Below are 24,568 nucleotides of genomic sequence, written 5' to 3' on the forward strand. Positions count from 1 at the left end.
CGGAGCGTGCGCGCAGCCACCGGAATCTGGCGCTGGCGGCACAATCCCCTGCGCCGGACCACGGACCTGGTCGAGGCCTGGGTGGCGCTGACCGCCGCCGTACTGCTGTGCCTGGCCGTGCCGCTGGCCGGCTGGGCCGCCGTCGTCTCCGCCGACGCCTCGCTCCAGCGTTCCGTGCGGGTGCAGCACCAGGAGCGGGTCGCGACGGTCGCCCGGGTGGTGCGGACCGCCGACACCCCCGCCGGGGAGCGGGCCGCCGAGCTGGCCGGGGAGCAGCGGCTCAGGCCCGCCGTCGTGGCGGACTGGGCCGCGCCGGACGGCAGCCGCAGGACCGGCACCGTGACCACCGACCGGGCGCACGCGCACCCCGGTGACACCTTCCCGCTGTACACCGACCGGAGCGGGCGGGCGGTGACCCCGCCGATGGCCGCCGGAACGGCCCGGGCGCACGCCCTGATCGCGGGACTCACCGTCGCGCTGCTCGTGGGCCTCCTGATAGAGACCGCCCGGCGGGTGGTCGTACACCGACTGGTGCGGCGACGGTACGCACATCTGGACCGCGCCTGGGCCCAGGCCGGTCCCGACTGGGGGCGTACGGGGACGGGCAGCTGACGCCGTGGCGGGGGACGCGGACGACGCGTCAACCCGGCGGCGCCGCGCGCGCTACGGTGGGGCATCGCATCAGGACCCTGGCTCCGAGATCCGGACGCAGGATCCCGGGTCAGCGTCGACGCACGAGGCGGGGGCAGAGCACACCCATGGCACAGGGCACGGTCCAGGTGACGCACACCGGCACGTCGCGGTGGCGGCGCCGCACGGGCGAGTACGCCTCCCTCGCCGCCGCCCTGGAGGCCGCGGGCGACGGGGACGTCCTCACCATGGCCCCGGGCACGTACCGGGAGAACCTCGTGGTCCAGCGGGCCGTCACCCTGCGGGGAGGCGACGGGGCGGTCGGGTCGGTGCGGATCGCGCCCGTGGACGGGGTGCCGCTGACCGTACGGGCCTCGGCCACGCTGCAGGACCTGCACATCGAGGGGCAGGACGCGGCCGCGCCCGCGCTGCTCGTCGAGGACGGCACACCCGAGCTGCTCGACCTGCGGATCGTGACCCGGTCGGCCGCCGGGATCGAGGTGCGGGGCGCCGCGCGGCCCACGGTCCGCCGGGTCACGGTCGACAATCCGGCCGGTGTCGGCATCGCCGTGCTCGACGGCGCGGGCGGCGTCTTCGAGGAGTGCGAGATCGTCTCCGCCGGGCAGGCGGGGGTCTCGGTGCGCGGCGGCGCCCACCCCCGGCTCGAACGCTGCCGGGTGCACCACGCCTCGGGCGCCGGGATCAGCGTCAACGGCGAGGGCAGTGGCCTGGAGGGCATCGGCTGCGAGGTGTACGAGATCAAGGGCACGGGTCTGCAGATCGCTTCCCGGGCAGCCGCGCACCTGAGCGACTCGACCGTGCACCGGACCTCCGCCGACGGCATCACCCTCGACACGGACGCGGTGCTGACGCTGTCCGACTGCGACATCCACGACATCCCCGAGAACGCGGTCGACCTGCGGTCGCGCTCAGTCCTGACGCTGACCCGCTCGACGGTGCGGCGGTTCGGTCGCAACGGCCTGTCCGTGTGGGACCCGGGGACGCGGGTCGACGCCAACCAGTGCGAGATCCACGACAGCACCGGTGACTATCCGGCCGTCTGGGTCAGCGACGGGGCGACCGCCGTGCTCGACGCGTGCCGGGTGCACGACGTGCCCGACGCGCTGTTCGTGCTGGACCGGGGTTCGCGCGCGGACGTCGTCGACAGCGACCTGTCGCAGGTGCGCAACACGGCCGTGTCGGTGAGCGACGGGGCGACCGCCCAGCTGGACGACTGCCGGATCCGGGAGGCGTCCACGGGTGCCTGGTTCCGGGACCACGGCAGCGGCGGCACCCTCGGCGGCTGCACGATCGACGCCGTGCAGACCGGGGTGATCGTCACCAAGGGCGCCGATCCGACCGTCGAGCGCTGCACGGTCACCTCGCCTGCCGAGGCCGGCTTCTACGTGTCGGCGGAGGGCCGCGGCTCCTTCCACAACTGCCGGGTGACGGGCAGCGGCGGCTACGGCTTCCATGTCATGGACGGCTGCCGGACGACGCTGCGCAAGTGCCGCACGGAGCGGTGCGCGCGCGGCGGTTACGAGTTCCCCGAGGAGGGGATGGTCGCCGAGGACTGCACCAGTGACGAGAGCCAGGTGCGCACCCCTCCCGCTCCCGAGCCGGGCAGCGTCCTGACCGCGACGCAGTCGGGCGGGCTGTTGGGCACGGTCCCGGCGCCGCGCACGCCCGCCACGGTGCCGGCCGCCGCGCCGGATCCGGTGGCGGCGCGCTCGTCGCACGAGGTGCTCGGCGAACTCGACGCCCTGGTGGGCCTGGAGAGCGTCAAGCACGAGGTGCGGACCCTCACCAACATGATCGAGGTGGGCCGCCGGCGTCACGAGGCGGGCCTCAAGGTGGTGTCGGCGCGCCGCCACCTCGTGTTCACGGGGAACCCCGGCACGGGCAAGACGACCGTGGCGCGGCTGTACGGCGAGATCCTGGCCGCCCTCGGCGTCCTGGAGCGCGGCCATCTGGTGGAGGTGTCCCGGGTCGACCTCGTCGGCGAGCACATCGGCTCGACGGCGATCCGTACCCAGGAGGCCTTCGAACGGGCCCGCGGCGGCGTGCTGTTCGTCGACGAGGCGTACGCGTTGTCCCCCGAGGACTCGGGGCGGGACTTCGGGCGTGAGGCGATCGACACGCTGGTGAAGCTGATGGAGGACCACCGCGACGCGGTCGTGGTGATCGTCGCCGGCTACACGGCGGAGATGGAGCGCTTCCTGACCGTCAACCCGGGAGTGGCGTCGCGGTTCTCACGGACCATCACGTTCTCCGACTACGTGCCGGAGGAGCTGCTGCGGATCGTCGAGCAGCAGGCGGAGGACCACGAGTACCGGCTGAGCCCCGGCAGCGGCGAGGCCCTGCTGAAGTACTTCACCGCGCTGCCGAAGGGCCCGACGTTCGGCAACGGGCGTACGGCGCGCCAGACCTTCGAGTCGATGGTGGAGCGGCACGCGGGGCGGGTCGCCGCGCTCGCGGATCCGAGCACGGACGACCTGACCCTGCTCTATCCGGAGGACCTTCCCGAACTCCCCTGAGGAGCCTCGTCGTTGTCGCGCTGCCGGGGCAGCGCGGGTGGCGGCAGGCGGTCGAGCAGTGCGGCGCGCGCGGCGGCGAAGGCGGGGTCGGCCTGGTAGTCGGAGTGCCCCAGGATCGGTTCGGGCAGCGGGTGGAGGGGGGTGCGCCCGTACACGACGGGGTCGAGGAGCTCGGGACGGTCGACGGCCGGCCGGTCGTCCTCGGCGGGGACCCGGACGGGGCCGCCGATGGGGTCGGTGGCCCGGTAGAGATTGCTCCAGCAGTGGACGGTGCGGTGCAGTCCGCGCAGCGACTCGGGGCCGAAGTAGGCGGGGAACCAGCGTCCGTAGAGGCGTTCGAGAGGCGAGCCGTAGGTGAGCAGCGCGACCCGGCCGCGGGTGACCGGCGGCAGCTGCCAGACCGCGGCGGCGGCGAGGACGCTGCCCTGGGAGTGCCCGGAGATGACGAGCCGTCCGCCGGTCTGCCGGGTCCAGGAGCTCATCCGCCAGGTGAGGTCGGGGACGGCGCGCTCGGCGTAGCAGGGCGGGGCGAAGGGGTGGGCGGCGCGCGGCCAGAAGGTGCCGACGTCCCACAGGATGCCGATGGTGCGGCGGGCGGAGGGGTCCTTGTAGGCGCGGCGGCCCCAGGTGACGAAGAGCAGGAAGCCGAAGCCGATCATCCAGGAGCCGAGTGCCTGGGCCGCGGTGGCGGCGGAGGCGATCGCGGGGTGGGCGCCGTCGAAGGCGCGCCCGGGAACGTTGCCGCTGGCCCACGCGCCGGCGACGGAGGCCGCGCCGAGCAGGAGGGTGGCGCCGGAGACGACGCCGATGAGGACGGGCGCGGAGTCGGTGAGTCCGGCGCGGGCCCGGCCGGCCGCGATCTGGTCGGTGCGCAGCCGGTCGGGGTCCTCGGCCCCGTAGGCGGTGTCGACGACGGGGCGGAGCCGGCGGGCGGTGAGCACGGCGCGGGCGACGAGCAGTGCGCCGGGCACGAGGAGCAGCAGGAGCAGCACCGGGATGACGGAGGCCTGCCAGCTGAGCAGGACGGGCGGTCCGGTGATGAGCCCGTCCCCGGCGCCGGGGGTGCCGGACCCGTCGAGCCAGTCGGCGACCCGTTGCGCGACGCCGCCGGACATGACGCCGCCGAGGGCGCAGGCCAGCATGGCGGTGGCGGGTCCGCCGAGGCCGAACAGGGCGGTGCGGGGGTCGCGGCGCGGACGGTGGAGGAGCAGGGCGACCACGCCGAGGGCCACGACGAGCGCGCCCTGGGCGAGGGTGAGGAGGCCGAAGACGGCGTCGCCGGGCAGGGTGCCGGTGGTACGCCAGCTCGGGCGGGACCAGGCGGTGTGCACGGCGATGAGGGTGAGCAGCAGCAGAGAGGTGGCGGGCAGCCAGGAGACGAGGGCGCGCTCGATGCGCAGGTCGAGCCGGTTCTCGCTGCGGCCGCGCCGGCACACCACCCAGAGCACGACGATGGCGAGGACCGCGACGGCGCCCTGGAGGACCCGGCCGAGGACTTCGGAGAGCGAGCCGGGGACGGCGCGGTGGTCGTGCCCACCGGTGGCCACGGTGAGGGCGGCGGCGACGGTGAGGAACCCGGCGGTGGTGTGGGCGGCGCGCAGCCGGGCGACGAGCCGGCGCCCGTACCAGAAGCCGGGCCGGCCGAGGGCGGGGCGCTGCTCGACCGGGGTGGTCCCGGTGGGGCTGGTGGCGTCGGCGGCCTCGGTGTCGGACGCGGACCCCTGGGGGTCGGTGGGGTCGGCGTCGTATCCGGTGGGCGGCCGCTGGGCCTCGTAGGCGCTCCAGGTGCGGTTGGACAGGTACCAGAGCAGGCCGACGAGCGCGGTGGGGACGAGGGCGGCGAGGGTGAGGCGGCGGCCGGGCTGGGACCACCAGCCGCCGCGTTCGGCGGAGAGGAAGCCGAGCCAGGAGCGCTGTCCGGCGCAGGGGCCGGAACCCGCGCACTGCCAGGCCGTCAGGTCGAGGGCGACCTCGCAGGCGGCCGCGGTGAGCAGGACGGTGAGGGTGAGCGCGACGAGCCGGACGAGGACGCCGTACAGCCGTACGAGTCCGGCGCGGCCCTCGGTGGGCGGCCGCATCCAGTGGGCGAGGTTGGCGACCATGAACGGCAGGAGCAGCAGCCACAGGGCGCGGGCGCCGTTGCCGGAGGTCAGGTTGGACCAGCAGTACGCCTCGGGGACGGGGCGGTCGGCGTACCGCTCGGGGTGGTCCTCGGCGTCGGCGTCGTCCCGGCAGCGGTACATCGCGGCCGTCCGGTCGCCGGTGACCCGTACCGTGCGCGGGTCGTCGAGCATGTCGGCCGCGGTGGTGCCGCCCACGCCGTGGACGAGCAGTTCGAGCGCCGCGCCCCCGGTCATCGGGTCGGGTGTGGCAGGGGACACTTCGGGGACTCGCTCTCTGAATGGGAGGATCCGGGGTGGGAGGATGCGACGGCAGGCACCAGGATCGCGGACGGCTGTGCCGTACGGCACGGTCCTCACCGAATCCGACGCCCCTCTACCCCTTTACCCCGTTTCATTTCCCTTCGAAAGGACCGGCCCGGCGGTGAGTGACAATCAGAACCTCCTCGCGGAGCAGCGGCGCGCCCTGATTCTCGACGAGGTCCGCCGGCGCGGAGGGGTCCGGGTCAACGAACTGACCCGGCGTCTCAACGTCTCCGACATGACCGTCCGCCGGGATCTGGACGCGCTGGCCCGGCAGGGCATGCTGGCCAAGGTGCACGGCGGCGCGGTGCCGGTGGTCGAGGCGAGCACCCACGAGCCGGGTTTCGAGGCGAAGTCGGCGCTCGAACTGGGCGCCAAGGAGGAGATCGCCCGGGCCGCCGCGGCGATGGTGCGGCCGGGTACGGCGATCGCCCTGTCGGGCGGCACGACGACGTACGCGCTGGCCCGCCATCTGCTCGACGTGCCGGACCTGACGGTGGTCACGAACTCGGTGCGGGTCGCGGACGTGTTCTACGAGGCGCAGTACGCGGGTTCGGGCGGCGAGGCCCGGCCGGGGGCGGCGACGGTGGTGCTCACGGGCGGGGTGCGGACGCCGTCGGACGCGCTGGTGGGGCCGGTGGCCGACCAGGCGATCCGTTCGCTGCACTTCGACGCGCTGTTCCTCGGGGTGCACGGCGTCTCGGTGGAGGCGGGCCTGTCGACGCCGAACCTGGCGGAGGCGGAGACGAACCGGCGTCTGCTGTGCTCGGCGCGGCGGGTGGTGGTGGTCGCGGACCACACCAAGTGGGGCACGGTGGGCCTGAGTTCGTTCGCGACGCTGGACGAGGTGGACACCCTGGTGACGGACCGGGGGCTGTCCCTGCCGGTGCGCGAGGAGATGGCCGAGCACCTGCCGGGACTCGTGGTGGCGGGCGAGGAGGGCGCGGACGGCGCCACGGAGGAGGCGGAGTGAGCCGTTTCCGGGTGGAGCGCGCCGTGGGCCTGCCGCCCGCGGAGGTGTGGCGGCGGCTCACGGACTGGCCCGCGCACGGCGCCCAGGTGCCGTTCACCCGCACCACGGTGCTGACGGCGGGGCCGTCCGGCGTCGGGACCCGGTTCTCGGCACGGACGGGTCCGGGCCGCCTCGCGTTCGAGGATCCCATGGAAGTGGTGCGGTTCGAGCCGCCCGAGCCGGGCCGGCCGGGCGTGTGCCGGCTGGTGAAGCACGGCCGGGTGGTGCTCGGCTGGGCGATGTTCGAGGTGGCCGGTGAGGGCTCGGGGAGCCGGGTCCGGTGGACGGAGGAGCTGCGGCTGCGGGGCGTGCCCGGGCTCTTCGACCCCGTCCTCGCGGCCGCGGGGCGCGTGGTGTTCGGCCGGGCGCTGGACGGACTGCTGCGCAACTGACGGTTCGTCAACTACGGTGTAAGGGACCACGATCCGTCCGACGGAAGGTACGGCCCATGGCACGCCGACTCCGGCCGGTGGAGCTCGACTTCACCGACTCCGCGCCCCTGCGCCTGGTGTTCAGCACCGAACTGGCCGCTCCGCCCACGGCCGTCTACCGGTCGCTCGCGGTCGAGCTGGCCAGCACGCCCACGTGGTTCACGGCCGTCACGGCCGCGGCGCCGATCGACGGCGGCGCCGGCCGGACGATACGGCTGCGGGGCGGGGTCGAGTTCCGCGAGACGATCCTGGCGACCGACCCGGCCACCCGCTACGCCTACCGGGTCGACGAGACCAACGCGCCCGGCTTGTCGGCCCTTCTGGAGGAGTGGGCCCTCTCCCCCGCCGGGGCCGGCACGCAGGTCCGCTGGACCATGGCGGTCGACGGCAACGGCCCCTGCCGCATGGCGATGCGACTGGCCCGGCCGGGCGTCGGCCGGTCCTTCCGGGGCGCGATGCGCAATCTGGACCGGCGGCTCACTCCGGCCAGACTCCCGTCGCCAGGAACCGGTCGATAGTGGCGGCGTACGGCGCGATGTCGAGGCCCTGGGAGGCCAGCCAGTCGTCGGAGTAGTACTTGTCGAGGTAGCGCTCCCCGCCGTCGCAGATCAGGGTGACGACGCTGCCGCTGCGCCGCTCGGCGACCATCTCCGCGACGATCTTCAGCGCGCTCCACAGGCCGGTGCCCGTGGAGCCGCCCGCCTTGCGGCCGATGGCGCCCTCCAGGGCGCGGACGGCGGCCACGCTCGCCGCGTCCGGCACCTTCATCATGCGGTCGATGGCGCCGGGGACGAAGCTCGGCTCCATGCGGGGCCGGCCGATGCCCTCGATCCGCGAGCCGCAGTCGCTGGCGGCGTCCGGGTCGTGGTGGGTCCAGCCGTCGAAGAAGCAGGAGTTCTCCGGGTCGGCGACGCAGACGCGGGTGTCGTGCTGCATGTAGTGCACGTAGCGGGCGATGGTCGCGGAGGTGCCGCCGGTGCCGGCCGTGGCGACGATCCACGCGGGCTCCGGGTAGCGCTCCAGCTTCAGCTGCTCGTACATCGACTCGGCGATGTTGTTGTTGCCGCGCCAGTCGGTGGCCCGCTCGGCGTACGTGAACTGGTCCATGTAGTGGCCCCCGGTGCGCGCGGCGAGCGCGGCGGCCTCCTCGTACATGGTGCGCGAGTCGTCCACGAAGTGGCACTGGCCGCCGTGGAACTGGATCAGGCGGCACTTCTCGGGGCTGGTCGTGCGGGGCATGACGGCGATGAAGGGGACGCCGATGAGCTTGGCGAAGTACGCCTCGGAGACGGCGGTCGAACCGCTGGAGGCCTCGATGACGGGGGCGCCGGGCCGGATCCAGCCGTTGCAGAGGCCGTAGAGGAACAGCGAGCGGGCGAGCCGGTGCTTGAGGCTGCCGGTGGGGTGGGTCGACTCGTCCTTGAGGTAGAGGTCGATGCCCCAGCTGTCCGGAAGCGGGAAGCGCAGCAGATGGGTGTCGGCCGAGCGGTTGGCGTCGGCGTGGACCTTACGGACGGCTTCCTTGAGCCAGGAGCGGTACTCGGTGTCGCTGCGGTCGACGTCGACGGTGGCCATCGGGCTTGCGGTGCTGGTCATGCGTGCGTGCCTCTTCTCGTGCTGCCCAGGGGGTTGCCCACGGGGGTGCCCACCCTTCGACAATACCGCTCTCACCTGGGCAAACGTTCTCTTTGGGGGGCCATAGGGATCCCTTGCAGACGCCCCGTGGGGATCCCTCGCAGACGGCGTGGGCAGGGGGTGGGCAGGCCGTTTCCGCGCCTTCTTCGGAGCGCGTCCCGCGCGCTCGCGGCGCCGGTCCGGCGAGGACCGGGGCGTCGCCTCCCGGTGCGGCTCCCCGGACGGATCCCGGTGCACGTCGGGCGCTGTTGCGGTGCCGTTCTGGTGCCGCGGCCCCGGGCCCGGCACACTGGGGACAGGCAGCCTGCGCGAAGGGGGCGGAGCACCATGACGGAGCCCGAGTTCACGGCCACCGGGGTACGGATCGACCGCTGGCCGCGGTCGCTCACCCGCGCGGGCGAGGTCCGCATCGAGGACGGCCGCCTGTCCCTGCTGACCAGCTACGGCAGCGAGATCGACAGTGCGCCGCTGGGCACGGTGCGGGCGGGCCGGCCCTGGTTCGCGAAGCCGGACGAGGCGGTGGCGACGGTCAACGGCACGCGCTACCGGATTTCGGGCTCGGGCCGGCTGCTCGACGTCCTGAAGAGGGCGACGACGAAGCCGACGCCACGGCCCTGAACCGACGTCCGGCACGCCCCCGACCTGGGGCGCGTCGCCGCGAGTTGCAGCACTGTCACCCCTGGTTCACCCTGGAACCACCTCACCGAGGGTTTACCGGCGGTGACGCTGCGAACCAGCCACCGTCCTGCTACACCGCATGACAGATCCGAATCTCCGTCTTCTTGACCTACTTCGGGGAGTCGCAGCCGTGATCAGCGAGCCCAGCAGGTATTGCACGGTGGAGCTCCAGGCCCTGCCGTCGCGGATCGGTCAGGTCCGCAGAATCGTTTCGGCGCATCTGCGCCACTGGCAGCTCGACGCCTTGGTCGACCATGCCACGCTCGGTGTCACCGAGCTCCTGACCAACGTTCACCGGCACGCCCAGCCCGACAAGATGTGCACCGTCGAGGTGGAACTGCTGCTCGACCGTCTCACCGTGTCCGTCCGCGACAACGATCCGCGGATACCGGACGTGCCCGAACCCGACGACGCGGACCCCGAGTTCGCCACGTCGGGCCGGGGCCTCGCCATCATCCAGGCGATGAGCGAGAGCTGGGGCGTCCGCCCGCACGGGGACGCCGGGAAGGCGGTCTGGTTCACCCTCCAGGCGCCGCCCTCCCCCGTCGCCGTCGTCCCCCACGCCCTCACGGCGTACGGCGCCACGACCGACGGCCCCCTCGTGGGAGCGGGCCGTGCGGGCGGACCGAGTCTGGTCGACTCGCTGGCGGGCTGACCGCGTCGGACCCCGGATCCGATCCTCCGGATCCACGATCCGACGGGCGGCGCCGTGCCCTCACTCCGTCGCGATGGCCCGCAGCACGTCCAGGCGGGCCGCCCGCCGGGCCGGGCGCCAGGCGGCGACCGCGCCCGCGGCCAGGCCGATCAGCGCGACGGCCGCCAGCTGGACCGGAGGCAGCGCGAAGCTGAACGCGCCGTCCGAGGCGCCGTCGGAGGCGCGCACCAGGACCCAGCCGAGGAAGCCGCCGAGCAGCAGTCCGCCGGTGGTGCCGAAGGCGGCGACCAGCACGGACTCCCAGCGGACCATGGCCCGCAGCTGGGACCTGGTCTGGCCGACCGCGCGCAGCAGGCCGAGCTCGCGGGTGCGCTCGTGGACGGCGAGGGTCAGCGTGTTGGCGATGCCGAGCAGGGCGATCAGCACGGCGAGGGCGAGCAGCGCGTAGACGAGCGTCAGCATCATGTCGATGCCGGCCGCCGAGGACGCCGCGTACTCGTCGCGCGTCTGCACCTCCGGACTGCCGTACCGCGCGGCGACGCCTTCGACGGCCGCCTTGCCCGCGTCGGCCGCGACGCCGTCCCTGAAGCCGACGGCGACGAGCCGGTCGGTGTCCTGGGTACGGTGCGGGGCCCAGGCCTCGCGGGTCACGACGTAGTCGCCGGCCAGGTCGGCTCGTTCGTACACGGCACGGACGGTGAAGATGCGCCGGGTGCCGTCGGTGAAGGCCAGTTCGGCCGTCCGTCCCGGCGTGAGCCCGTAGCGCTCGGCCTCGTCGTCGGCGACCGCGATCCCGTTCGTACCGAGCCCGGCCAGCGAGCCGCGTACGGCCCCGAGGTCGAAGGTGCGGGCCAGCGCGACCGGGTCGGTGACGGTGAGGGCGCGGCCCCGGCCGTCGACCTCCGCGAGCCCCTTGCCGAGCCCCACGGCGGTGTCCACCTCGGGCAGCTCGGCCACGGCGGGGGCGAGGCGCGGGCTGAGCCCACTGCCGCCCGCGCCGAACGACGGCGCGCTGACGGCCACGTCGCCCGCGAAGGAACGGGAGACCGTGTCGTCCATGGTCGCCTTGAGCGAGGCGCCGAAGACGGTGAAGAGCGAGACGACGGCGACACCGATCATGAGCGCCGTGGCGGTGGCCGCGGTCCGGCGGGGGCTGCGCAGCGCGTTGCGGCGCGCGAGCCCGCGGTTGGCGCCGCGCAGCGGACCGCCGAGGACCCGGATCGCGTACGAGGAGGCCACCGGGCCCAGGACGACGAAGGCGGCGAGGGCGAGGACCGCGCCGGTCCCCGCGAGCCACAGCGACGGCGTGGCCAGGACGCCCACCAGGACCAGGCCCACGGCCAGGGCGAGGAGTCCGGCGCCGGCCGCGGTACGGGTGCGGGAGGCGGCCGGGTCGTCGACGGCGGTCTCGCGCAGCGCGGCGAGCGGGGCGGTTCGCCCGGCCCGGACGGCGGGGAGCAGGGCCGAGCCGACGCAGACGGCGAGCCCGACGCCGAACGGCAGGGCCAGCGAGGCCCCGCTGATCACCAGGTCGCCCTCGGGGAAGGCGAAGCCGACGGCCGGGAACAGGGCCTGCAGCCCGGCCGCGATGCCGATGCCGCCGAGGAGTCCGGCCGCGGAGGCGAGGACCGCGACGGCGACGGCCTCGGCCAGCGTCATGGTGACGACCTGGCGGCGGGCGGCGCCCAGAGCGCGCAGCAGGGCGTTCTCACGGGTGCGCTGGGCGACGACGATGGCGAAGGTGTTGTGGATGGAGAAGACGGAGACCAGCAGGGCGACCCCGCTGAACACCAGCAGGAAGGTGGTGAACAGGGTGAGGAAGCGGCCGGAGATCATGTCGTTGCTCTCGTCGGTGGCCTGCTGTCCGGTGATGGCCTCGACGCCCTCGGGGAGGGCGGGGCCGAGCGCGGCGACCAGTTCGCCCTGGGAGGTGCCGGGGCCGGCCCTGACGAGGATGTCCGTCGCCCCTCCGGCCTTCGGGGTCAGGTACTTCTCGGCGTCGGCGCGGGTCAGCCCGGTGTAGGTCACCTGCCCCATGCCGTCCGCACCGCCGAAGGTGGCGAGGCCGACGACGGTGACCCGCAGGGGGTCGGGGGTGCGCAGGACCGTGGTGGAGCCGAGGGTGAGGCCGCCGGTCTCGGCGGCGCCCCGGTTGACGACGACCTCGCCGCTCCTCTGCGGGGCGCGGCCCTCGGCGAGGGCGTACGGATTGAGTTCCGGGTCCTGGATCCAGTTGCCGGCGAGCGTGGGCGGCCCCTTGCCGCCGATCGGCCGGCCGTCGGCGCCGACGAGCTGGCCCGCGCCCTCGACGCGGGGGACGGCGGCGGCCACGCCGGGGACCTTCGCGAGGCGCTCGGCGAGGGCTGCGGCGACGGGGCTGCGGGTGCCCTGGCCCTCCCCCGCGACCGTCACCACGCTCGTGCTGCGCACGACGGCGTCCGTGCCGCTGTTGGCGTTGCCGAAGAGCGTGTCGAAGCTGCCCCGGAGGGTGTCACCCATGACCAGGGTGCCGGTGAGGAACCCGACGCCGAGCAGGACCGCGGCGAAGGTGCCCAGGAAGCGGCGCCGGTGGGCGCGCAGGGAGGCGAGGCCGAGGCGGAGGGTGCTCATGTTCACCGCTCCCCTTCCGTGGTGCCGGCTCCGGAGCCGGCACCGGCTCGGGCGGTGGGGCCGGCCTCGGCCTCGGATCCGGCTCGGGCGGTGGAACCGGCTCGGACGGTGGACCCGGTTTCGGCCGCGGCTCCGACTCGGACGGTGGACCCGGTCGCGGTCCCGGCTCCGGCACTGGCACTGGCACTGGCTCGGACGGTGGACCCGGTCGCGGCGGCGGCGCCGGTGGGCGGGATGTCCTCGCTCCTGCTGTCGAGCGATTTCATCCGGTCCAGGACGAGCTCGGCCGTCGGCCGGAGGAGCCGGTCGACCAGGCGCCCGTCCGCGAGGAACACGACCTCGTCGGCATGGGCGGCGGCCACGGGATCGTGGGTGACCATGACCACCGTCCGGCCCGTCCTCCGTACCGTGTCGCCGAGCAGCCGCAGCACTTCCTCGCCCGAGCGGGAGTCCAGGTTGCCGGTGGGTTCGTCGGCGAAGACGACGTCGGGGCTGCCGGCGAACGCGCGCGCGACGGCGACCCGCTGCTGCTGGCCGCCGGACAGCTCGCTCGGCCGGTGGTGGAGCCGGTCGCGCAGCCCCACCGTGTCGACGACGCTGTCGATCCAGGCCCGGTCCGGGGCGGCGCCCGCCAGGTCCAGGGGCAGGGTGATGTTCTCGGCGACGGTCAGCGTCGGCAGCAGGTTGAAGGCCTGGAAGACGAAGCCGATGCGCTCGCGCCGCAGCAGGGTGAGGCGCCGGTCGTCGAGCGCGGACAGATCGGTGTCTCCGACGAGGGCGGAGCCCGAGGTCAGCGTGTCGAGCCCGGCGGCGCAGTGCATGAGGGTCGACTTGCCGGAGCCCGAGGGACCCATGATCGCGGTGAAGCGGCCGGCCGGGAAGGCGACGCTCACCCCGTCCAGGGCCCTGACCTCGGTGTCCCCGCGGCCGTAGACCTTGACCGCGTCGACGACCCGCGCGGCGGCCGGCAGCTCTGTGGTGGTGGTCATCGGCGGCGCCCCTTGTCATCGGTCCTGCGGCCGAACTGCTCCTCCAGGACGGTCAGCCGCCGCCAGTACTCGTCCTCGTCGATCTCGCCCGCGGCGAAGCGGTGACCGAGCAGCGCGATCGGCGATTGCTCGTCGACGCGTGGGGCGCCGGGGCCGCCGAAGCCGCCAAGGCCACCGTGCCGGCGCCGGCCGAAGCGGCGCAGGGCGGTGACCACGGTGACGATCACGACTGCCCAGACGAGCGGGAAGAAGAGGATCCACGGGCCGGGACCCGCGTGGGCCAGGGTGTTCATCGTCGGTCAGCTCCTCTGGTGGTGGATGCTTCGAGACTCCTCCGACGGGGGCCCCGAGTCGTCGTACGGCCAGCGGCTTCGCGCGTACGCCGGCGGGAGTAGGAAGCCGGCCCGGCACCTGCTCCTCGACGTTGTACCTACTGGTATGTACAGTGATCCACATGAGCGCGAACGCGTCCGAGCGACTGATCGAGGCCACCCGCGAACTGCTGTGGGAGCGGGGTTACGTCGGCACGAGTCCCAAGGCGATCCAGCAGGCGGCCGGGGTGGGCCAGGGCAGCATGTACCACCACTTCGACGGCAAGCCGGACCTCGCCCTCGCCGCGATCCGGCGCTCCGCCGACGAGCTGCGGGCCGCCGCGGAGCGGGTGCTCGGCGGAGAGGGATCGGCGTACGCCCGGATCGAGGCGTATCTGCTGCGCGAGCGCGACGTGCTCCGCGGCTGCCCCGTCGGCCGGCTGACGATGGACCCCGACGTCATCGCGAGCGCCGAGCTGCGCGCCCCGGTCGACGGGACGCTCGACTGGCTGCGCCGCCGGCTCGCCGGAATCGTCCAGGAGGGCCTCGACAGCGGGGAGTTCACCGGTCCGCTGAGCGCGGACGAGCTGGCCTCGACCGTCGTCGCGACGGTCCAGGGCGGCTATGTGCTGGCCCGCGCCTCCGGCTCCCCCGCCGCCTTCGACACCGCCGTGAGCGGTCTGCTCGCCCTGCTCGCCCCCCGTACCGCCCGCTGACGCCCCGAGGAGTCCCGCTCATGCACGCCATGCAGTACGACATCACGCTGCCCACGGACTACGACATGCGGATCATCCGCGAGCGGGTGGCCACCCGGGGGCATCTCCTGGACGCCTTCCCGGGTCTGGGCCTCAAGGCGTACCTCATGAGGGAGCGCGCGGACGGATCCCCGGTCAACCAGTACGCGCCGTTCTACCTGTGGGCCACCGCCGCCGGGATGAACGCGTTCCTCTGGGGCCCCGGGTTCCAGGGCATCGTGAACGACTTCGGCCGGCCGGTCGTCCAGCACTGGACTCCCGTCGCGTACGAGGAGGGCCCGGCGACCGCCGCTCCCGCGCGCACCGCCACCCGGCACCGGCAGCACCTGCCCGAGGGCGCACCGCCCGCCGAGGCGGTCACGGAGGCGCTGGCCCGGCACACCCGCGAGGCGACGGCCGACGGCGTGGTGGCGAGCGCGCTCGCCGTCGACCCGCGCCACTGGGAGCTGCTCACCTTCACGCTGTGGGCGAGCCCGGAGGCGCCGGCCGCGGCGGCCGCGCCGGGCGAACGCTTCCAGGTGCTGCACGTGTCCCAGCCGGGCCGGGCGGGGTTGCCGGCGGGCCGGCTGTGGTGAACGGCGGTGGAGAGGGAGCCGGTGGGGCCGGTGGTGCCGGTTCGGCGCGAGGCGTGGTGGTGACGGCTCGGCGCGAGGCGCGGTGGTGACGGCTCGGCGCGCTCGGCAGGGTTGACGGCTCGGCACACGTGGGCGGCAGGTCAGCGCGCGTGGCCGGCGCCGGGTCGGGCCGGGCCGGGCGGGCAGAGGGTCGGCGCGTGGACGCCTTCGGCTCGGCCCGGGCGGGCAGAGGGTCAGCGCACGTGGCCGGCGATGACGCGGGCGCAGTCCAGGGATTCCGTACGGGAGGTGTCGACCTCCAGGTCGTAGACCACGCCCTCGTGGACGAGCTCCGCCTGCTGCGCGGCCATGCCCGGTGTACGGTCGCCGCGGGCGATCTCGCGGCCGGCGGCGACCGCGCTGTCGCAGCGCACCCCGACCCACAGCACGTCGATGCCGTCGAGGACCTTGCGCCAGCGCTCCTGCGAGGCCGCTCCGCCCAGGAACACCTCGTCGACGACGATCCGGGCGCCGGCCCGGGCCATCGACGCGATGCCCTCCAGCCAGGCCGCCTCCAGGGCACGGAACTCCGCCCCGACGGTCACGCCGCCGTCCTCCCCGAACTCTATGCCGCCGTCCCCGTCCCGCAGCTTCGCGGGCAGCGCGTCCACGAAGTCGTCGACGCCGAAGGCCAGCCACGGGTCCGGGAGCACGGCCTGCAGACAGCGCACCATGCCGGACTTACCGGAGCTGGAGCCGCCGTTGAGAATGATCATTCGGGTCGTCACCGCGCCAGAGTAGGCGGCGCGGTCACGGCTCGCACCGGGATTTCAGCTCACCGGCACCAGGGTCAGATACGCGATGCCCAGCACCGAGCGGTAGCCCAGCCACTGGGAACGCTGGCGGTCGACGCGCGCGCGGGTCTCCGCGGCGAGAGGGTGGTCCGGGTGGGCGGCGAGCCAGACTTCGACGTCGTGCCGGTAGCCCGACTCGAACTCCTCCCACTCCTCCGGGCTCGCCGTCTCGATCCAGGCGGGCCGGAATCCCGCCTCGATCGCGAGGTCAACCAGGCCGTCGAGCGTCAAGTGGTCGTCGACACGGGCACCGGGCCACATCCGGGCGAGTTCGGCATCCGTGGGCGTGTGCTCCCAGAATCCCTCACCGAACAGGACTCGGCCCCCGGGCCGTACCAGACGGCGCAGTTCGCGCAGGACGACGGCGGGGTCGTACGGGAGGTCGGGGTCGCACAGCGCCTGCCCGGAGCCAAGGCACAGGACGGTGTCGGCGGGGCCGCGGGTCGTCCCGAGCCCGGACTCCTCGACGTACACGACCCGCTCCGCGAGCCCGCGTTCGGCGGCGAGGCGGCGGCCGAGGGCGAGGTCGTCACCGTTGATGTCGATACCGAGGCCGCCGGCGCCGGGCGCGGCGTCGAGCACGCGCAGCAGCAACTCGCCCCATCCGCAGCCGATGTCCAGCACCGAGCGGGGCGAGGCGGCGGCGAGCCGCGCGACGACCCGGCCGGCGCGGTCCTCGGAGAGCGGACCGTGGAAGACGAGTCCGGAACCGAGGCGCGGCGGAAGATCGGCGGTGCCGGACGAGCCGGATGATCCGGTGGTGGCGGCGGAAGAGGTCGGGGCGGAGCTCGTCTCGGTCATATGGTCGGACCCTAGTCGGCTGCGGGCGCCCCGCCCAACGCATTTAGCGGATCGTCGAGGACCGGCTGCCAGGCGAGTTCGGCGGCGCCGACCAGGCTGTTGTGGTCCAGGGTGCAGGGGAGGATCGGCACGCCGCCGCTGCGGCCCCACAGGCTGCGGTCGGCGACCACGGCGCGCAGCCGGCCCGGATCGGCGTCCAGGAGCTCGCGGTGAAGGCCGCCGAGGATGATCCGGTCGGGGTTGAGGATGTTGACGAGCCCGGCAAGACCAAGGCCGAGCCGGTCGATCAACTCCTCGGTGGCCGCACGCACTCCGGGGTCGTCCGGGTGGTCCCGGAGCAGGTCGCGGGCCTGCTGGAGGAGGGAGACCTCGGGGCCGGGCGCGCGGCCGGCGACGGTGAGGAAGGCGAGCGGGTCGGTCTCCACGTCGAGGCAGCCGCGGGAGCCGCAGTGGCAGGGACGCCCCTCGGGGTTGACCGTGAGATGGCCGACTTCGAGCGCCAGCCCCGAACTTCCGGTGTGCAGGCGCCCGTCGAGCACGAGCGCGCCGCCGACGCCGCGGTGGCCGGTGGCCACGCACAGCAGGTCCCTGGCGCCGCGGCCGGCGCCGTGGCGGTGCTCGGCGAGGGCCGCGAGGTTGACGTCGTTGCCGGTGAAGGCGGGCCCTTCGATGCCTGCGGCGCGGACCTGCTCGGCGAAGATCTCGCGGACGGGCGCGCCTGCGGGCCAGGCGAGGTGCAGCGGGTTGAGGGCGGTGCCCTCGGGCTCGGCCACGGCTGACGGCGCGGCGAGTCCGGCGCCCACGCAACGGCGCCCGCTGGCGCGCAGCAGCGCGGCCCCGGCCGCGACGACCTCCCCGAGGACCTGCGCGGGGTCGGCGGAGACGGTGACACAGCCGGGTGCGGTGGCCTCGATGGTGCCGCCGAGCCCGACGAGCGCGGCACGGAAGCCGTCGGCGTGGACCTGGGCGGCGAGGGCGACGGGTCCCTTCTCGTGTACGGCGAGGCGGTGCGAGGGACGGCCCTGCGAGCCGGCGGCCGCGCCGGGATTGGAGTCGACCCGGATGAGCCCGAGCGCCTCCAGCTCGGCGGCGACGGCTCCGGCGGTGGCCCGCGTGACCCCGAGCTCGGCGGTCAGCACGGCACGCGTGGGCGCCCTCCCGGTGTGCACCAGCTCCAACGCGGGTCCGAGCGCGCTGCGCCCCCTGTCCAGCCGTGTGCGGGTCGTCGTCGCCTTGCCGTTCATGTGGGCGAGTCTCCCATGATCGGCCCACCCCAGGCTCCGGGCACCCGGCTTTGGCCGGGTCCGGTAGCGGGGGTGGCCGGGTCCGATCGCGCGGGTGGGGAGGCCGGTCACGGGCGATGGACAGGTGCGGTAGCGGGGGTGGCCGGGTCCGATCGCGCGGGCGGGCAGGCCGGTCACGGGCGGCGGGCAGGCCGGTCACGGGCGGTGGACGGGTCCGGTCACGCGCGGTGGCCGAGTCCGATCGCGTGGCGGGCAAGCCGGTCACGGGCGGTGGACGGGTCCGGCAGCGGGGTGGCGGGGTCCGATTGGGCGGGTGGGCGGGTCCGGTCACGGGCAGTGGCCGGAGGTTGTCCCGGGTGAGCGGCCGGGAACCGGGCGCGGTCGGCGGCCGGCAAGGCCGCGGCAGGTGGCTGGGACCGGGCGCTGTGGACGGCCGGGCAGGGCCGCGGCAGGTAGCCGGGACCGGACGCGCTCGACGACCATCGGCAGGGCCCGCGGTGGTAGCGGGGCCGGATGTGCTCGACGGCCGGCAGGACTGCGGCAGGTGGCTGTACCAGACACGCTCGCCGACCGGCAGGACCGGCAACAGGCGGCCGGGCCGGACGCGGTGGATGCCCGGGCGTCGCGTGGTCGACGGCCGGATCCGGTTACGGGAGGACGGGTCCCGCTTGCTGGGACAGGCGGCTCCCGGGAGCGGGGAGGGCCTGCACCCGCGACCGGAAGGTCCATGCGTGCGGGGAGCCGCCCGCCGCCGGGATCGCCGGCTCCCGCGGGAGCGAACCGCCCGCCGCCGGGCCTCTCGGCTCGCCCGCCCCGCCGCGGGCCCCTCGGCTCGGCCGCCTCCCCGCCGGATCACGAAGGCCCAGCCGCGCCGAGGCATGGCCCCTCCGAGACCCAGCCCCGGGCCTCGGCCGCAGGTGCCGGTCGCGGGCAGGGCCCTCCGTACGGACCCCTGGGCAGCCCGCTGTCCCCTCCCCGGGAGCGCGAGCCACGGGCCACCACTGGGCGCCGCAATCCGTGCCGGGCCGACGGCCCGCCCGTACCCCCGCCTTGAATCCGACGCCCCCGCACCCCTATCCTGAGTTTGTGCCGCTACTAAACAAAGTACGGACGGCCGCCGTATCAGGGGGATCCCGCGGAGACACCGCTTCCCTCTCCCTGGCCCGCCTCCGCCTCGCCCTGACCCTGTTCTTCGCTCTCGACGGCTTCCTCTTCGCCGGCTGGGTGGTCCGCATCCCCGCCATCAAGGAGCAGACCGGTGCCTCCGCCGGCGACCTCGGGCTCGCACTGCTCGGGGTGTCCGCGGGTGCGGTGGTCACCATGACCCTGACCGGGCGCCTCTGCAGGCGCTACGGCAGCCATCCGGTCACCGTCGCCACCGCCGTCCTGCTCTCCCTCTCCCTCGCCCTGCCGGCACTGACCCGCTCCCCGCTCGCCCTCGGGCTGGTCCTGCTGCTCTTCGGTGCCGCGTACGGCGGGATCAACGTCGCCATGAACAGCGCCGCCGTCGACCTCGTCGCCGCACTCCGCCGGCCCGTCATGCCGAGCTTCCACGCCGCCTTCAGCCTCGGCGGCATGCTCGGCGCCGGTCTCGGCGGGCTCGTGGCCGGAAGCCTCTCGCCGACCGTGCACCTGATCGCCCTCACGGGCGCCGGGCTGCTCCTGACGGCCGCCGCCGGCCCCGTACTCCTCCGGCACCCCTCACCCGCTCCGCCCGAGCAGCTGCGCGCCGAGGCCCCGGGCGAACGGCCCGCCGGGTCACGCCGGGCCGTTCTCGTCTTCGGCGTGATCGCGCTCTGCACGGCCTACGGGGAGGGCGCGCTCGCCGACTGGGGCGCTCTGCACCTCGCGCAGGACCTGCACGCCCACCCGGGCATCGCCGCGGCCGGGTACTCGCTCTTCGCCCTCACCATGACCGCCGGCCGGCTCTCCGGCACCGCTCTGCTCGAACGGCTCGGCCAGACCCGCACCGTCGTCGTGGGCGGCCTCACCGCCGGCGCGGGCATGCTGCTGGGGGCGCTCGCTCCCACCGTGTGGGCCGCGCTCCTCGGCTTCGCCGTGACCGGCCTCGGGCTCGCCAACATCTTCCCCGTCGCCGTCGCCCGCGCGGGCGCACTGGCCGGTCCGAGCGGCGTCGCGACCGCCTCGACCCTCGGCTACGGCGGCATGCTGCTCGGCCCGCCGTCCATCGGCTTCCTCGCCGACTGGTTCTCGCTGCCCGTGGCCCTCACCACGGTCGCCGTCCTCGCCGCCGGCGCCGCCGCGATGGGCTACGCGTCCCGCAACACCGGCGTGCGCGGCACGAGTTGAGATCGGCCCAGGCACTGGCGCGTCGACCGGGGCGCGCCGGTCCGCGCGAGGCCACCGCACGGGCGGCACGCGATAATCCGACACCATGGACACCTTGAGCATCGACACGCACATCGACGCGCTCGACGCGGCGGGCAAGGCCCTCGCGGACGCCGCCGCCACGGCCGGGCCCGACGCGAAGGTCGTGACCTGCCCCGGCTGGCAGGTCCGCGACCTGCTGCGGCACACCACGATGGTGCACCGCTGGGCCACCGCCCACATCGCCGAGGGCCACGCCTCCCCCCAGCCCGACGGGGGTGAGCCCGACCTCGACGGCGACGAACTCCTCACGCACTTCCGAGAGGGGCACAGCCTGCTGGTCGACGCCCTGCGCGCCGCTCCGGCGGACCTGGACTGCTGGACCTTCCTGCCCGCGCCCTCGCCGGCGGCGTTCTGGGCGCGGCGCCAGGCGCACGAGACGACCGTGCACCGGGCCGACGCCGAGTCCGCGCTCGCCGCGGGCCCCGGCCCGGTCGACCCGGCGATCGCCGCCGACGGCGTCGACGAACTCCTCGCTGCCTTCCACGCCCGGGACCGCAGCCGGGTGCGCTCCGACGTGCCCCGTACGCTCCGGGTCCGCACCACCGACACCGGCGACGTGTGGACCGTACGGCTGTCCCCGGACGCACCGCGGACCGAGCGCAACGCGGACGGGCCGGCCGACTGCGAGATCAGCGGACCCGCCGACCGGCTCTACCTTGCGCTGTGGAACCGCCTGCCGCAGGAGGCCGTGACGGTCACCGGTGACACGTCCCTGGCCCGGCTGTGGCGGGAGAACTCCGGCATCGTCTGGTCGTAGGCGCTCCGGTCCGCCCTCCGGGTGACCGGCTCAGCCCAGCCAGCCAGGGCGCACCAGGCCCGACTCGTAGGCGAGGACGACGAGTTGGGCCCGGTCCCGGGCGCCGAGCTTCACCATGGTGCGGCTCACGTGGGTCTTCGCGGTGAGGGGGCTGACGACCAGGCGGCGGGCGATCTCCTCGTTGGACAGGCCGATGCCGACCAGGGCCATCACCTCCCTTTCCCGCTCGGTGAGTTCGTCGAGACCGCCGGCCCGCGCGGGCGGCTTCGAGCGGGCCGCGAACTCCTCGATGAGCCGCCGGGTCACCCCGGGCGACAACAGCGCGTCACCGGCCACCACCGCGCGCACGGCGCGCAACAGCTCCTCGGGCTCGGTGTCCTTGACGAGGAAGCCGGAGGCGCCGGAGCGGATGGCCTCGAAGACGTACTCGTCGAGTTCGAAGGTCGTCAGCATGACCACCTTGACCGCGCCGAGTTCCGGGTCGGCGGTGATCAGACGGGTGGCCGCGAGACCGTCCAGGTGCGGCATCCGGATGTCCATCAGGACGACGTCGGGGTGCAGTTCGCGGACCTTCGCCGCGGCCTCCTCGCCGTCCGCCGCCTCGCCCGCCACCTCGATGTCCGCCTGCGCGTCCAGGAGCGCGCGGAAGCCGGCCCGTACCAGCGACTGGTCGTCGGCCAGCAGGACCCTGATCAGGGGAGCCGCCGGGTTCACGGGCCTTTCGGGGCTCTCGGGGCTCTCGGGGCTCGCAGGGCTGTCGGGGCTCACGAGGACTCCTCCGGTCGTGCGGCGGGCGGTTCGGCGTTGCGTGGACCGGGCCCCTCCCGCCGTACCGGCGGTTCCTCCGCCCTTGCCGGTGTCTCCCCCGGCCGTGCGGACGGCTCCTGCGGCCGCACGGGGAGCACCGCGTGCACGCGGAAGCCGCCGTCCGGCCGGGTGCCCGCCTCGATCGTGCCACCGAGCGCGGCGGCCCGCTCCCGCATTCCGGCGAGGCCGTTGCCGCTGCCGCCCGCGTCGTCGCCGGTGGCCGGACCCTCGTCGTCGATCCGGAGGTCGAGCGCGGCGGAGCCGTAGCCGAGGACGACCAGGGCCGTCCGCGAACCGGAGTGGCGCACCACGTTGGTCAGGGCCTCCTGCACGATCCGGAAGGCGGCGAGCTCCGTGCCGGGCGGGAGCCGTCGGCGGCGCCCCTCGGTCTCCGTCCGCACCGTCAGCCCCGCCGCGGCGGCCTGGTCGACCAGTTCGGGCAGCCGGTCGAGGCCGGGCGCGGGCGCGCGGGGCGCGTCGCCGGGCGCCCGCAGCGTGTCGAGCACCTGCCGCACCTCGCCCAGGGCCTCCTTGCTGGCCGCCTTGATCGTGGTGAGCGCGGTACGGGCCTGGCCGGGGTCGGAGTCGAGCAGGGCGAGGCCGACACCGGCCTGGACGTTGATCACGGAGAGCGAGTGGGCGAGGACGTCGTGGAGCTCGCGAGCCATCCGCAGCCGCTCCTCGTCGGCCCTGCGGCGCTCCGCGGCGGCCCGCTCGGCACGCTCCCTGGCCCACTGCTCGCGGCGGACCCGGACGAGTTCCGAAGCGGCGAGGATCGCCACGACGAAGCCGGCGACCGGGATCTCCTGCCCCCAGGAGGCGGCACCGTCGCCGTCCGGCGGCAGGTAGCGGTAGAGCCAGTGGGCCAGCACGAGATGCCCCGCCCACAGCAGTCCGAGCGCCCACCAGGCGGCCCGCCGGTGCCCGTGCACGACGGCGGCGAAGCAGGCGACGGCGACGAGGACGAAGACCGGTCCGTACGCGTAGCCCGCCGCGAGGTACCCCAGCGTCACCACCGCCACCCCGAACACCACCGGCACGGGACGGCGGTGCCGCAGGAGCAGCGGCGCGGCACCGAGCAGCAGCAGGACCCGGCCGAGCGTGTCGAGCGCGAGCCGGTCGGGCTGGTTGCGGGCGGCGAAACCGCTCCCGACGAGCACGAAGGCGGTGATCAGGGCCGTGGACCGCCAGGGCAGTCCGCCACCGGGCTCCCGCGCGGCCCACCCCCAGGGGCCCCCGCGCCACGGGCCCCCGCGCCACGGGCCCCCGTGCCCGGACCGGCCGGACACCCCTCGACCGTGCCGGGTCCGGGCGTGCCCGGACCCCGCCCGCCCGTGCGTGCCCGGCCCGGCGTCACCGCGTACGGCGTCGCCCTGCCGGGACTCACCGCGTACGGCCCCACCGCGTACGGCGTCGTGGGCGCTGTCCCCTCGGCGCCACGGCCCCCGGCGTCCCGGGGTTCCGTCCGGCCCGGGGCCCGGAGTCCTGGTCGCCTCTTCGTCCATGCGGCCACGCTAGACGGGGCGTGGTCCCGAGGGCGTCAGCCGGGCGGGGTGGTCGCCCGTACTCCCCCGGGAGTACGGGCGCGGAGGCCGAGGACAGACGGGGTACGCCACGGACGGCCGAGCCGAACGCCCGCGCCGGAACGCCCCGCTTCGCCGAGCGGTACGGCCCGGCCGAGCGGTGACCCCCGCGCCGAGCCCCGCCCTCACGGCTTCGGAAACAGTCCCACGTCCCGCCCCAGCCGTTCCGCCGCCGACGTGAAGAACGCCTCGCGGTCCTCGACGACCCGGTTGAACTGGCCGAAGACCTCGAAGGAGATCAGGCCGAAGAGCTGGGCCCAGGCCGAGACGAGGGCGACGGAGAGGGCCGGCGGGAGGTCGGGGCCCAGGTCGGCGGCCAGGCGGGCCGCTTCGTCGGTGAGCGTGGCCGGGAGCGGCGGCGGGGCGACGCCCTTGTCCCGGTAGGCGGCGCGGGCGATGGAGACGAGGAGCAGACCGGTGCGGGAGGCGGGGCCGACGGTGTCCTGCGGGGCCGTGTAGCCGGGGACCGGCGAGCCGTAGATGAGGGCGTACTCGTGCGGATGGGCGACGGCCCAGGCGCGGACGGCGCGGCAGACCGCGGTCCAGCGGGCGAGGTGGGCGCCGGGGGCAGCGGTCTCGGCGGCGGCGTGGGCCTGTTCGGCGGCGGCGCCGACGGCGTCGTACGCGTCGATGATGAGCGCGGTGAGCAGGTCGTCGCGACTGGGGAAGTACCGGTACAGCGCGGAGGAGACCATGCCGAGCTCCCGGGCGACGGCGCGCAGCGAGAGCTTGGCGGCGCCTTCGGCGGCGAGCTGTCGGCGGGCCTCGTCCTTGATGGCTGCGGTGATCTCGATGCGGGCGCGGGCGCGGGCTCCCTGGACGGTGGTCATGGTGAGCAGTCTGCCACGTTTCGGAGCACCGCACTAAAACGAGAGCGCTGCTCTTGCCCGAGAGCACCGATCCGTGCACAC

21 protein-coding genes and 1 pseudogene are annotated in these 24,568 nt (G+C 74.8%); 11 read left to right on the plus strand and 11 right to left on the minus strand.

Features of this window, described 5'->3' with window-relative positions; genetic code table 11:
• Positions 1 to 6: 6 nt before the first annotated feature.
• The gene (locus ACIRQF_RS11410) at positions 7 to 612 is read left to right on the plus strand and encodes a hypothetical protein (protein WP_382478789.1); all 606 of its coding nucleotides are present in this window, start codon (positions 7 to 9) and stop codon (positions 610 to 612) included.
• A 146-nt stretch (positions 613 to 758) separates the two neighbouring features.
• Complete coding sequence (locus ACIRQF_RS11415; protein ID WP_404091098.1) at positions 759 to 3,167, plus strand: right-handed parallel beta-helix repeat-containing protein; 2,409 nt, start codon at positions 759 to 761, stop codon at positions 3,165 to 3,167.
• On the opposite strand, the gene ACIRQF_RS11420 is transcribed toward ACIRQF_RS11415, so the two are convergent.
• Positions 3,137 to 5,524, minus strand: coding sequence for a hypothetical protein (locus tag ACIRQF_RS11420; protein WP_404091100.1), 2,388 nt, complete (start codon positions 5,522 to 5,524; stop codon positions 3,137 to 3,139). The genes ACIRQF_RS11415 and ACIRQF_RS11420 overlap by 31 nt on opposite strands.
• A 187-nt stretch (positions 5,525 to 5,711) precedes the next feature.
• Between ACIRQF_RS11420 and ACIRQF_RS11425 the strand changes: the two genes are divergently transcribed.
• Genes ACIRQF_RS11425 through ACIRQF_RS11435 form a run of 3 tightly spaced genes read left to right on the plus strand, consistent with a single transcriptional unit; the run spans position 5,712 to position 7,551 of the window.
• On the plus strand, positions 5,712 to 6,563 hold the full coding sequence (locus tag ACIRQF_RS11425) for a DeoR/GlpR family DNA-binding transcription regulator (protein WP_376631383.1): 852 nt from the start codon (positions 5,712 to 5,714) through the stop codon (positions 6,561 to 6,563).
• Positions 6,560 to 6,994 carry an SRPBCC family protein gene (locus tag ACIRQF_RS11430; RefSeq protein WP_382478796.1) on the plus strand — a complete coding sequence of 145 codons (435 nt, stop codon included), beginning with the start codon at positions 6,560 to 6,562 and terminating at the stop codon, positions 6,992 to 6,994. The genes ACIRQF_RS11425 and ACIRQF_RS11430 overlap by 4 nt, the downstream gene beginning before the upstream one ends.
• A gap of 56 nt (positions 6,995 to 7,050) precedes the next feature.
• Positions 7,051 to 7,551: an SRPBCC family protein gene (locus ACIRQF_RS11435; RefSeq protein ID WP_404091103.1), complete on the plus strand. Its 501-nt coding sequence runs from the start codon at positions 7,051 to 7,053 to the stop codon at positions 7,549 to 7,551.
• Here the strand turns inward: ACIRQF_RS11435 and ACIRQF_RS11440 are convergent.
• On the minus strand, positions 7,511 to 8,629 hold the full coding sequence (locus tag ACIRQF_RS11440; protein WP_404091106.1) for a PLP-dependent cysteine synthase family protein: 1,119 nt from the start codon (positions 8,627 to 8,629) through the stop codon (positions 7,511 to 7,513). The two genes, ACIRQF_RS11435 and ACIRQF_RS11440, sit on opposite strands and share 41 nt — an antisense overlap.
• Before the next feature lie 366 nt (positions 8,630 to 8,995).
• Here ACIRQF_RS11440 and ACIRQF_RS11445 point away from each other — a divergent pair, with 366 nt between their 5' ends.
• Positions 8,996 to 9,286, plus strand: coding sequence for a hypothetical protein (locus tag ACIRQF_RS11445; RefSeq protein ID WP_376631390.1), 291 nt, complete (start codon positions 8,996 to 8,998; stop codon positions 9,284 to 9,286).
• A gap of 190 nt (positions 9,287 to 9,476) precedes the next feature.
• The gene (locus tag ACIRQF_RS11450; protein ID WP_376631392.1) at positions 9,477 to 10,001 is read left to right on the plus strand and encodes an ATP-binding protein; all 525 of its coding nucleotides are present in this window, start codon (positions 9,477 to 9,479) and stop codon (positions 9,999 to 10,001) included.
• Positions 10,002 to 10,061: 60 nt separating this feature from the next.
• Here the strand turns inward: ACIRQF_RS11450 and ACIRQF_RS11455 are convergent, their stop codons facing one another.
• The 3 genes and pseudogenes from ACIRQF_RS11455 to ACIRQF_RS11465 all read right to left on the minus strand — a co-directional run bounded on the left by ACIRQF_RS11455 (position 10,062) and on the right by ACIRQF_RS11465 (position 13,893).
• A complete protein-coding gene (locus ACIRQF_RS11455) occupies positions 10,062 to 12,611 on the minus strand; it encodes an FtsX-like permease family protein (RefSeq protein WP_404091109.1) in 2,550 nt (849 codons plus the stop codon).
• Positions 12,612 to 12,862: 251 nt separating this feature from the next.
• Positions 12,863 to 13,600, minus strand: a pseudogene (locus ACIRQF_RS11460) (ABC transporter ATP-binding protein); the annotation flags it as partial.
• Positions 13,597 to 13,893: an SHOCT domain-containing protein gene (locus ACIRQF_RS11465; RefSeq protein ID WP_404091112.1), complete on the minus strand. Its 297-nt coding sequence runs from the start codon at positions 13,891 to 13,893 to the stop codon at positions 13,597 to 13,599. The pseudogene ACIRQF_RS11460 and the gene ACIRQF_RS11465, both read right to left, overlap by 4 nt.
• A gap of 161 nt (positions 13,894 to 14,054) precedes the next feature.
• Between ACIRQF_RS11465 and ACIRQF_RS11470 the strand changes: the two genes are divergently transcribed.
• Together ACIRQF_RS11470 and ACIRQF_RS11475 are read left to right on the plus strand one after the other, a co-directional pair.
• Positions 14,055 to 14,627, plus strand: coding sequence for a TetR/AcrR family transcriptional regulator (locus ACIRQF_RS11470; RefSeq protein ID WP_404091115.1), 573 nt, complete (start codon positions 14,055 to 14,057; stop codon positions 14,625 to 14,627).
• 20 nt (positions 14,628 to 14,647) lie between these two features.
• Positions 14,648 to 15,241, plus strand: a complete 594-nt coding sequence (locus ACIRQF_RS11475; RefSeq protein WP_382478807.1) for a DUF4865 family protein — start codon at positions 14,648 to 14,650, stop codon at positions 15,239 to 15,241.
• 233 nt (positions 15,242 to 15,474) lie between these two features.
• On the opposite strand, the gene cpt is transcribed toward ACIRQF_RS11475, so the two are convergent.
• From cpt to ACIRQF_RS11490, 3 genes are read right to left on the minus strand one after another with little or no spacing between them, the layout of a single operon-like run.
• Positions 15,475 to 15,996, minus strand: coding sequence for a chloramphenicol phosphotransferase CPT (gene cpt, locus ACIRQF_RS11480; RefSeq protein WP_376631986.1), 522 nt, complete (start codon positions 15,994 to 15,996; stop codon positions 15,475 to 15,477).
• A 54-nt stretch (positions 15,997 to 16,050) separates the two neighbouring features.
• Positions 16,051 to 16,875: a class I SAM-dependent methyltransferase gene (locus ACIRQF_RS11485; protein WP_404091118.1), complete on the minus strand. Its 825-nt coding sequence runs from the start codon at positions 16,873 to 16,875 to the stop codon at positions 16,051 to 16,053.
• 11 nt (positions 16,876 to 16,886) lie between these two features.
• Complete coding sequence (locus tag ACIRQF_RS11490; protein WP_376631403.1) at positions 16,887 to 18,119, minus strand: ROK family protein; 1,233 nt, start codon at positions 18,117 to 18,119, stop codon at positions 16,887 to 16,889.
• 1,086 nt (positions 18,120 to 19,205) lie between these two features.
• Here ACIRQF_RS11490 and ACIRQF_RS11495 point away from each other — a divergent pair.
• Both ACIRQF_RS11495 and ACIRQF_RS11500 read left to right on the plus strand, forming a co-directional pair.
• Entirely contained in the window at positions 19,206 to 20,429 is a 1,224-nt protein-coding gene (locus tag ACIRQF_RS11495) for an MFS transporter (RefSeq protein ID WP_404091122.1), read from the plus strand.
• Positions 20,430 to 20,523: 94 nt separating this feature from the next.
• Positions 20,524 to 21,267 carry a maleylpyruvate isomerase family mycothiol-dependent enzyme gene (locus ACIRQF_RS11500; RefSeq protein ID WP_404091781.1) on the plus strand — a complete coding sequence of 248 codons (744 nt, stop codon included), beginning with the start codon at positions 20,524 to 20,526 and terminating at the stop codon, positions 21,265 to 21,267.
• Positions 21,268 to 21,297: 30 nt separating this feature from the next.
• Here ACIRQF_RS11500 and ACIRQF_RS11505 read toward each other — a convergent pair whose 3' ends face one another.
• The 3 genes from ACIRQF_RS11505 to ACIRQF_RS11515 form a co-directional block, all read right to left on the minus strand.
• Positions 21,298 to 21,963, minus strand: a complete 666-nt coding sequence (locus tag ACIRQF_RS11505) for a response regulator (protein ID WP_376631989.1) — start codon at positions 21,961 to 21,963, stop codon at positions 21,298 to 21,300.
• Positions 21,964 to 22,031: 68 nt separating this feature from the next.
• Positions 22,032 to 23,363 carry a sensor histidine kinase gene (locus tag ACIRQF_RS11510; RefSeq protein ID WP_404091125.1) on the minus strand — a complete coding sequence of 444 codons (1,332 nt, stop codon included), beginning with the start codon at positions 23,361 to 23,363 and terminating at the stop codon, positions 22,032 to 22,034.
• Between the two features lie 419 nt (positions 23,364 to 23,782).
• Positions 23,783 to 24,487, minus strand: a complete 705-nt coding sequence (locus tag ACIRQF_RS11515) for a TetR/AcrR family transcriptional regulator (protein ID WP_376631409.1) — start codon at positions 24,485 to 24,487, stop codon at positions 23,783 to 23,785.
• Positions 24,488 to 24,568: the final 81 nt, after the last annotated feature.

Source organism: Streptomyces sp. NPDC101191, from assembly GCF_044767915.1.
Lineage (GTDB): Bacteria > Actinomycetota > Actinomycetes > Streptomycetales > Streptomycetaceae > Streptomyces.

Excerpts from the sequence above, each read along its gene's own strand:
- ACIRQF_RS11465 (WP_404091112.1), bottom strand. The coding sequence starts at position 13,893 with ATGAACACCCTGGCCCACGCGGGTCCCGGCCCGTGGATCCTCTTCTTC.
- ACIRQF_RS11455 (WP_404091109.1), bottom strand. The coding sequence starts at position 12,611 with ATGAGCACCCTCCGCCTCGGCCTCGCCTCCCTGCGCGCCCACCGGCGC.
- ACIRQF_RS11475 (WP_382478807.1), top strand. The coding sequence starts at position 14,648 with ATGCACGCCATGCAGTACGACATCACGCTGCCCACGGACTACGACATG.
- cpt (WP_376631986.1), bottom strand. The coding sequence starts at position 15,996 with ATGATCATTCTCAACGGCGGCTCCAGCTCCGGTAAGTCCGGCATGGTG.
- ACIRQF_RS11490 (WP_376631403.1), bottom strand. The coding sequence starts at position 18,119 with ATGAACGGCAAGGCGACGACGACCCGCACACGGCTGGACAGGGGGCGC.
- ACIRQF_RS11440 (WP_404091106.1), bottom strand. The coding sequence starts at position 8,629 with ATGACCAGCACCGCAAGCCCGATGGCCACCGTCGACGTCGACCGCAGC.
- ACIRQF_RS11435 (WP_404091103.1), top strand. The coding sequence starts at position 7,051 with ATGGCACGCCGACTCCGGCCGGTGGAGCTCGACTTCACCGACTCCGCG.
- ACIRQF_RS11420 (WP_404091100.1), bottom strand. The coding sequence starts at position 5,524 with ATGACCGGGGGCGCGGCGCTCGAACTGCTCGTCCACGGCGTGGGCGGC.
- ACIRQF_RS11445 (WP_376631390.1), top strand. The coding sequence starts at position 8,996 with ATGACGGAGCCCGAGTTCACGGCCACCGGGGTACGGATCGACCGCTGG.
- ACIRQF_RS11515 (WP_376631409.1), bottom strand. The coding sequence starts at position 24,487 with ATGACCACCGTCCAGGGAGCCCGCGCCCGCGCCCGCATCGAGATCACC.
- ACIRQF_RS11485 (WP_404091118.1), bottom strand. The coding sequence starts at position 16,875 with ATGACCGAGACGAGCTCCGCCCCGACCTCTTCCGCCGCCACCACCGGA.
- ACIRQF_RS11470 (WP_404091115.1), top strand. The coding sequence starts at position 14,055 with ATGAGCGCGAACGCGTCCGAGCGACTGATCGAGGCCACCCGCGAACTG.
- ACIRQF_RS11415 (WP_404091098.1), top strand. The coding sequence starts at position 759 with ATGGCACAGGGCACGGTCCAGGTGACGCACACCGGCACGTCGCGGTGG.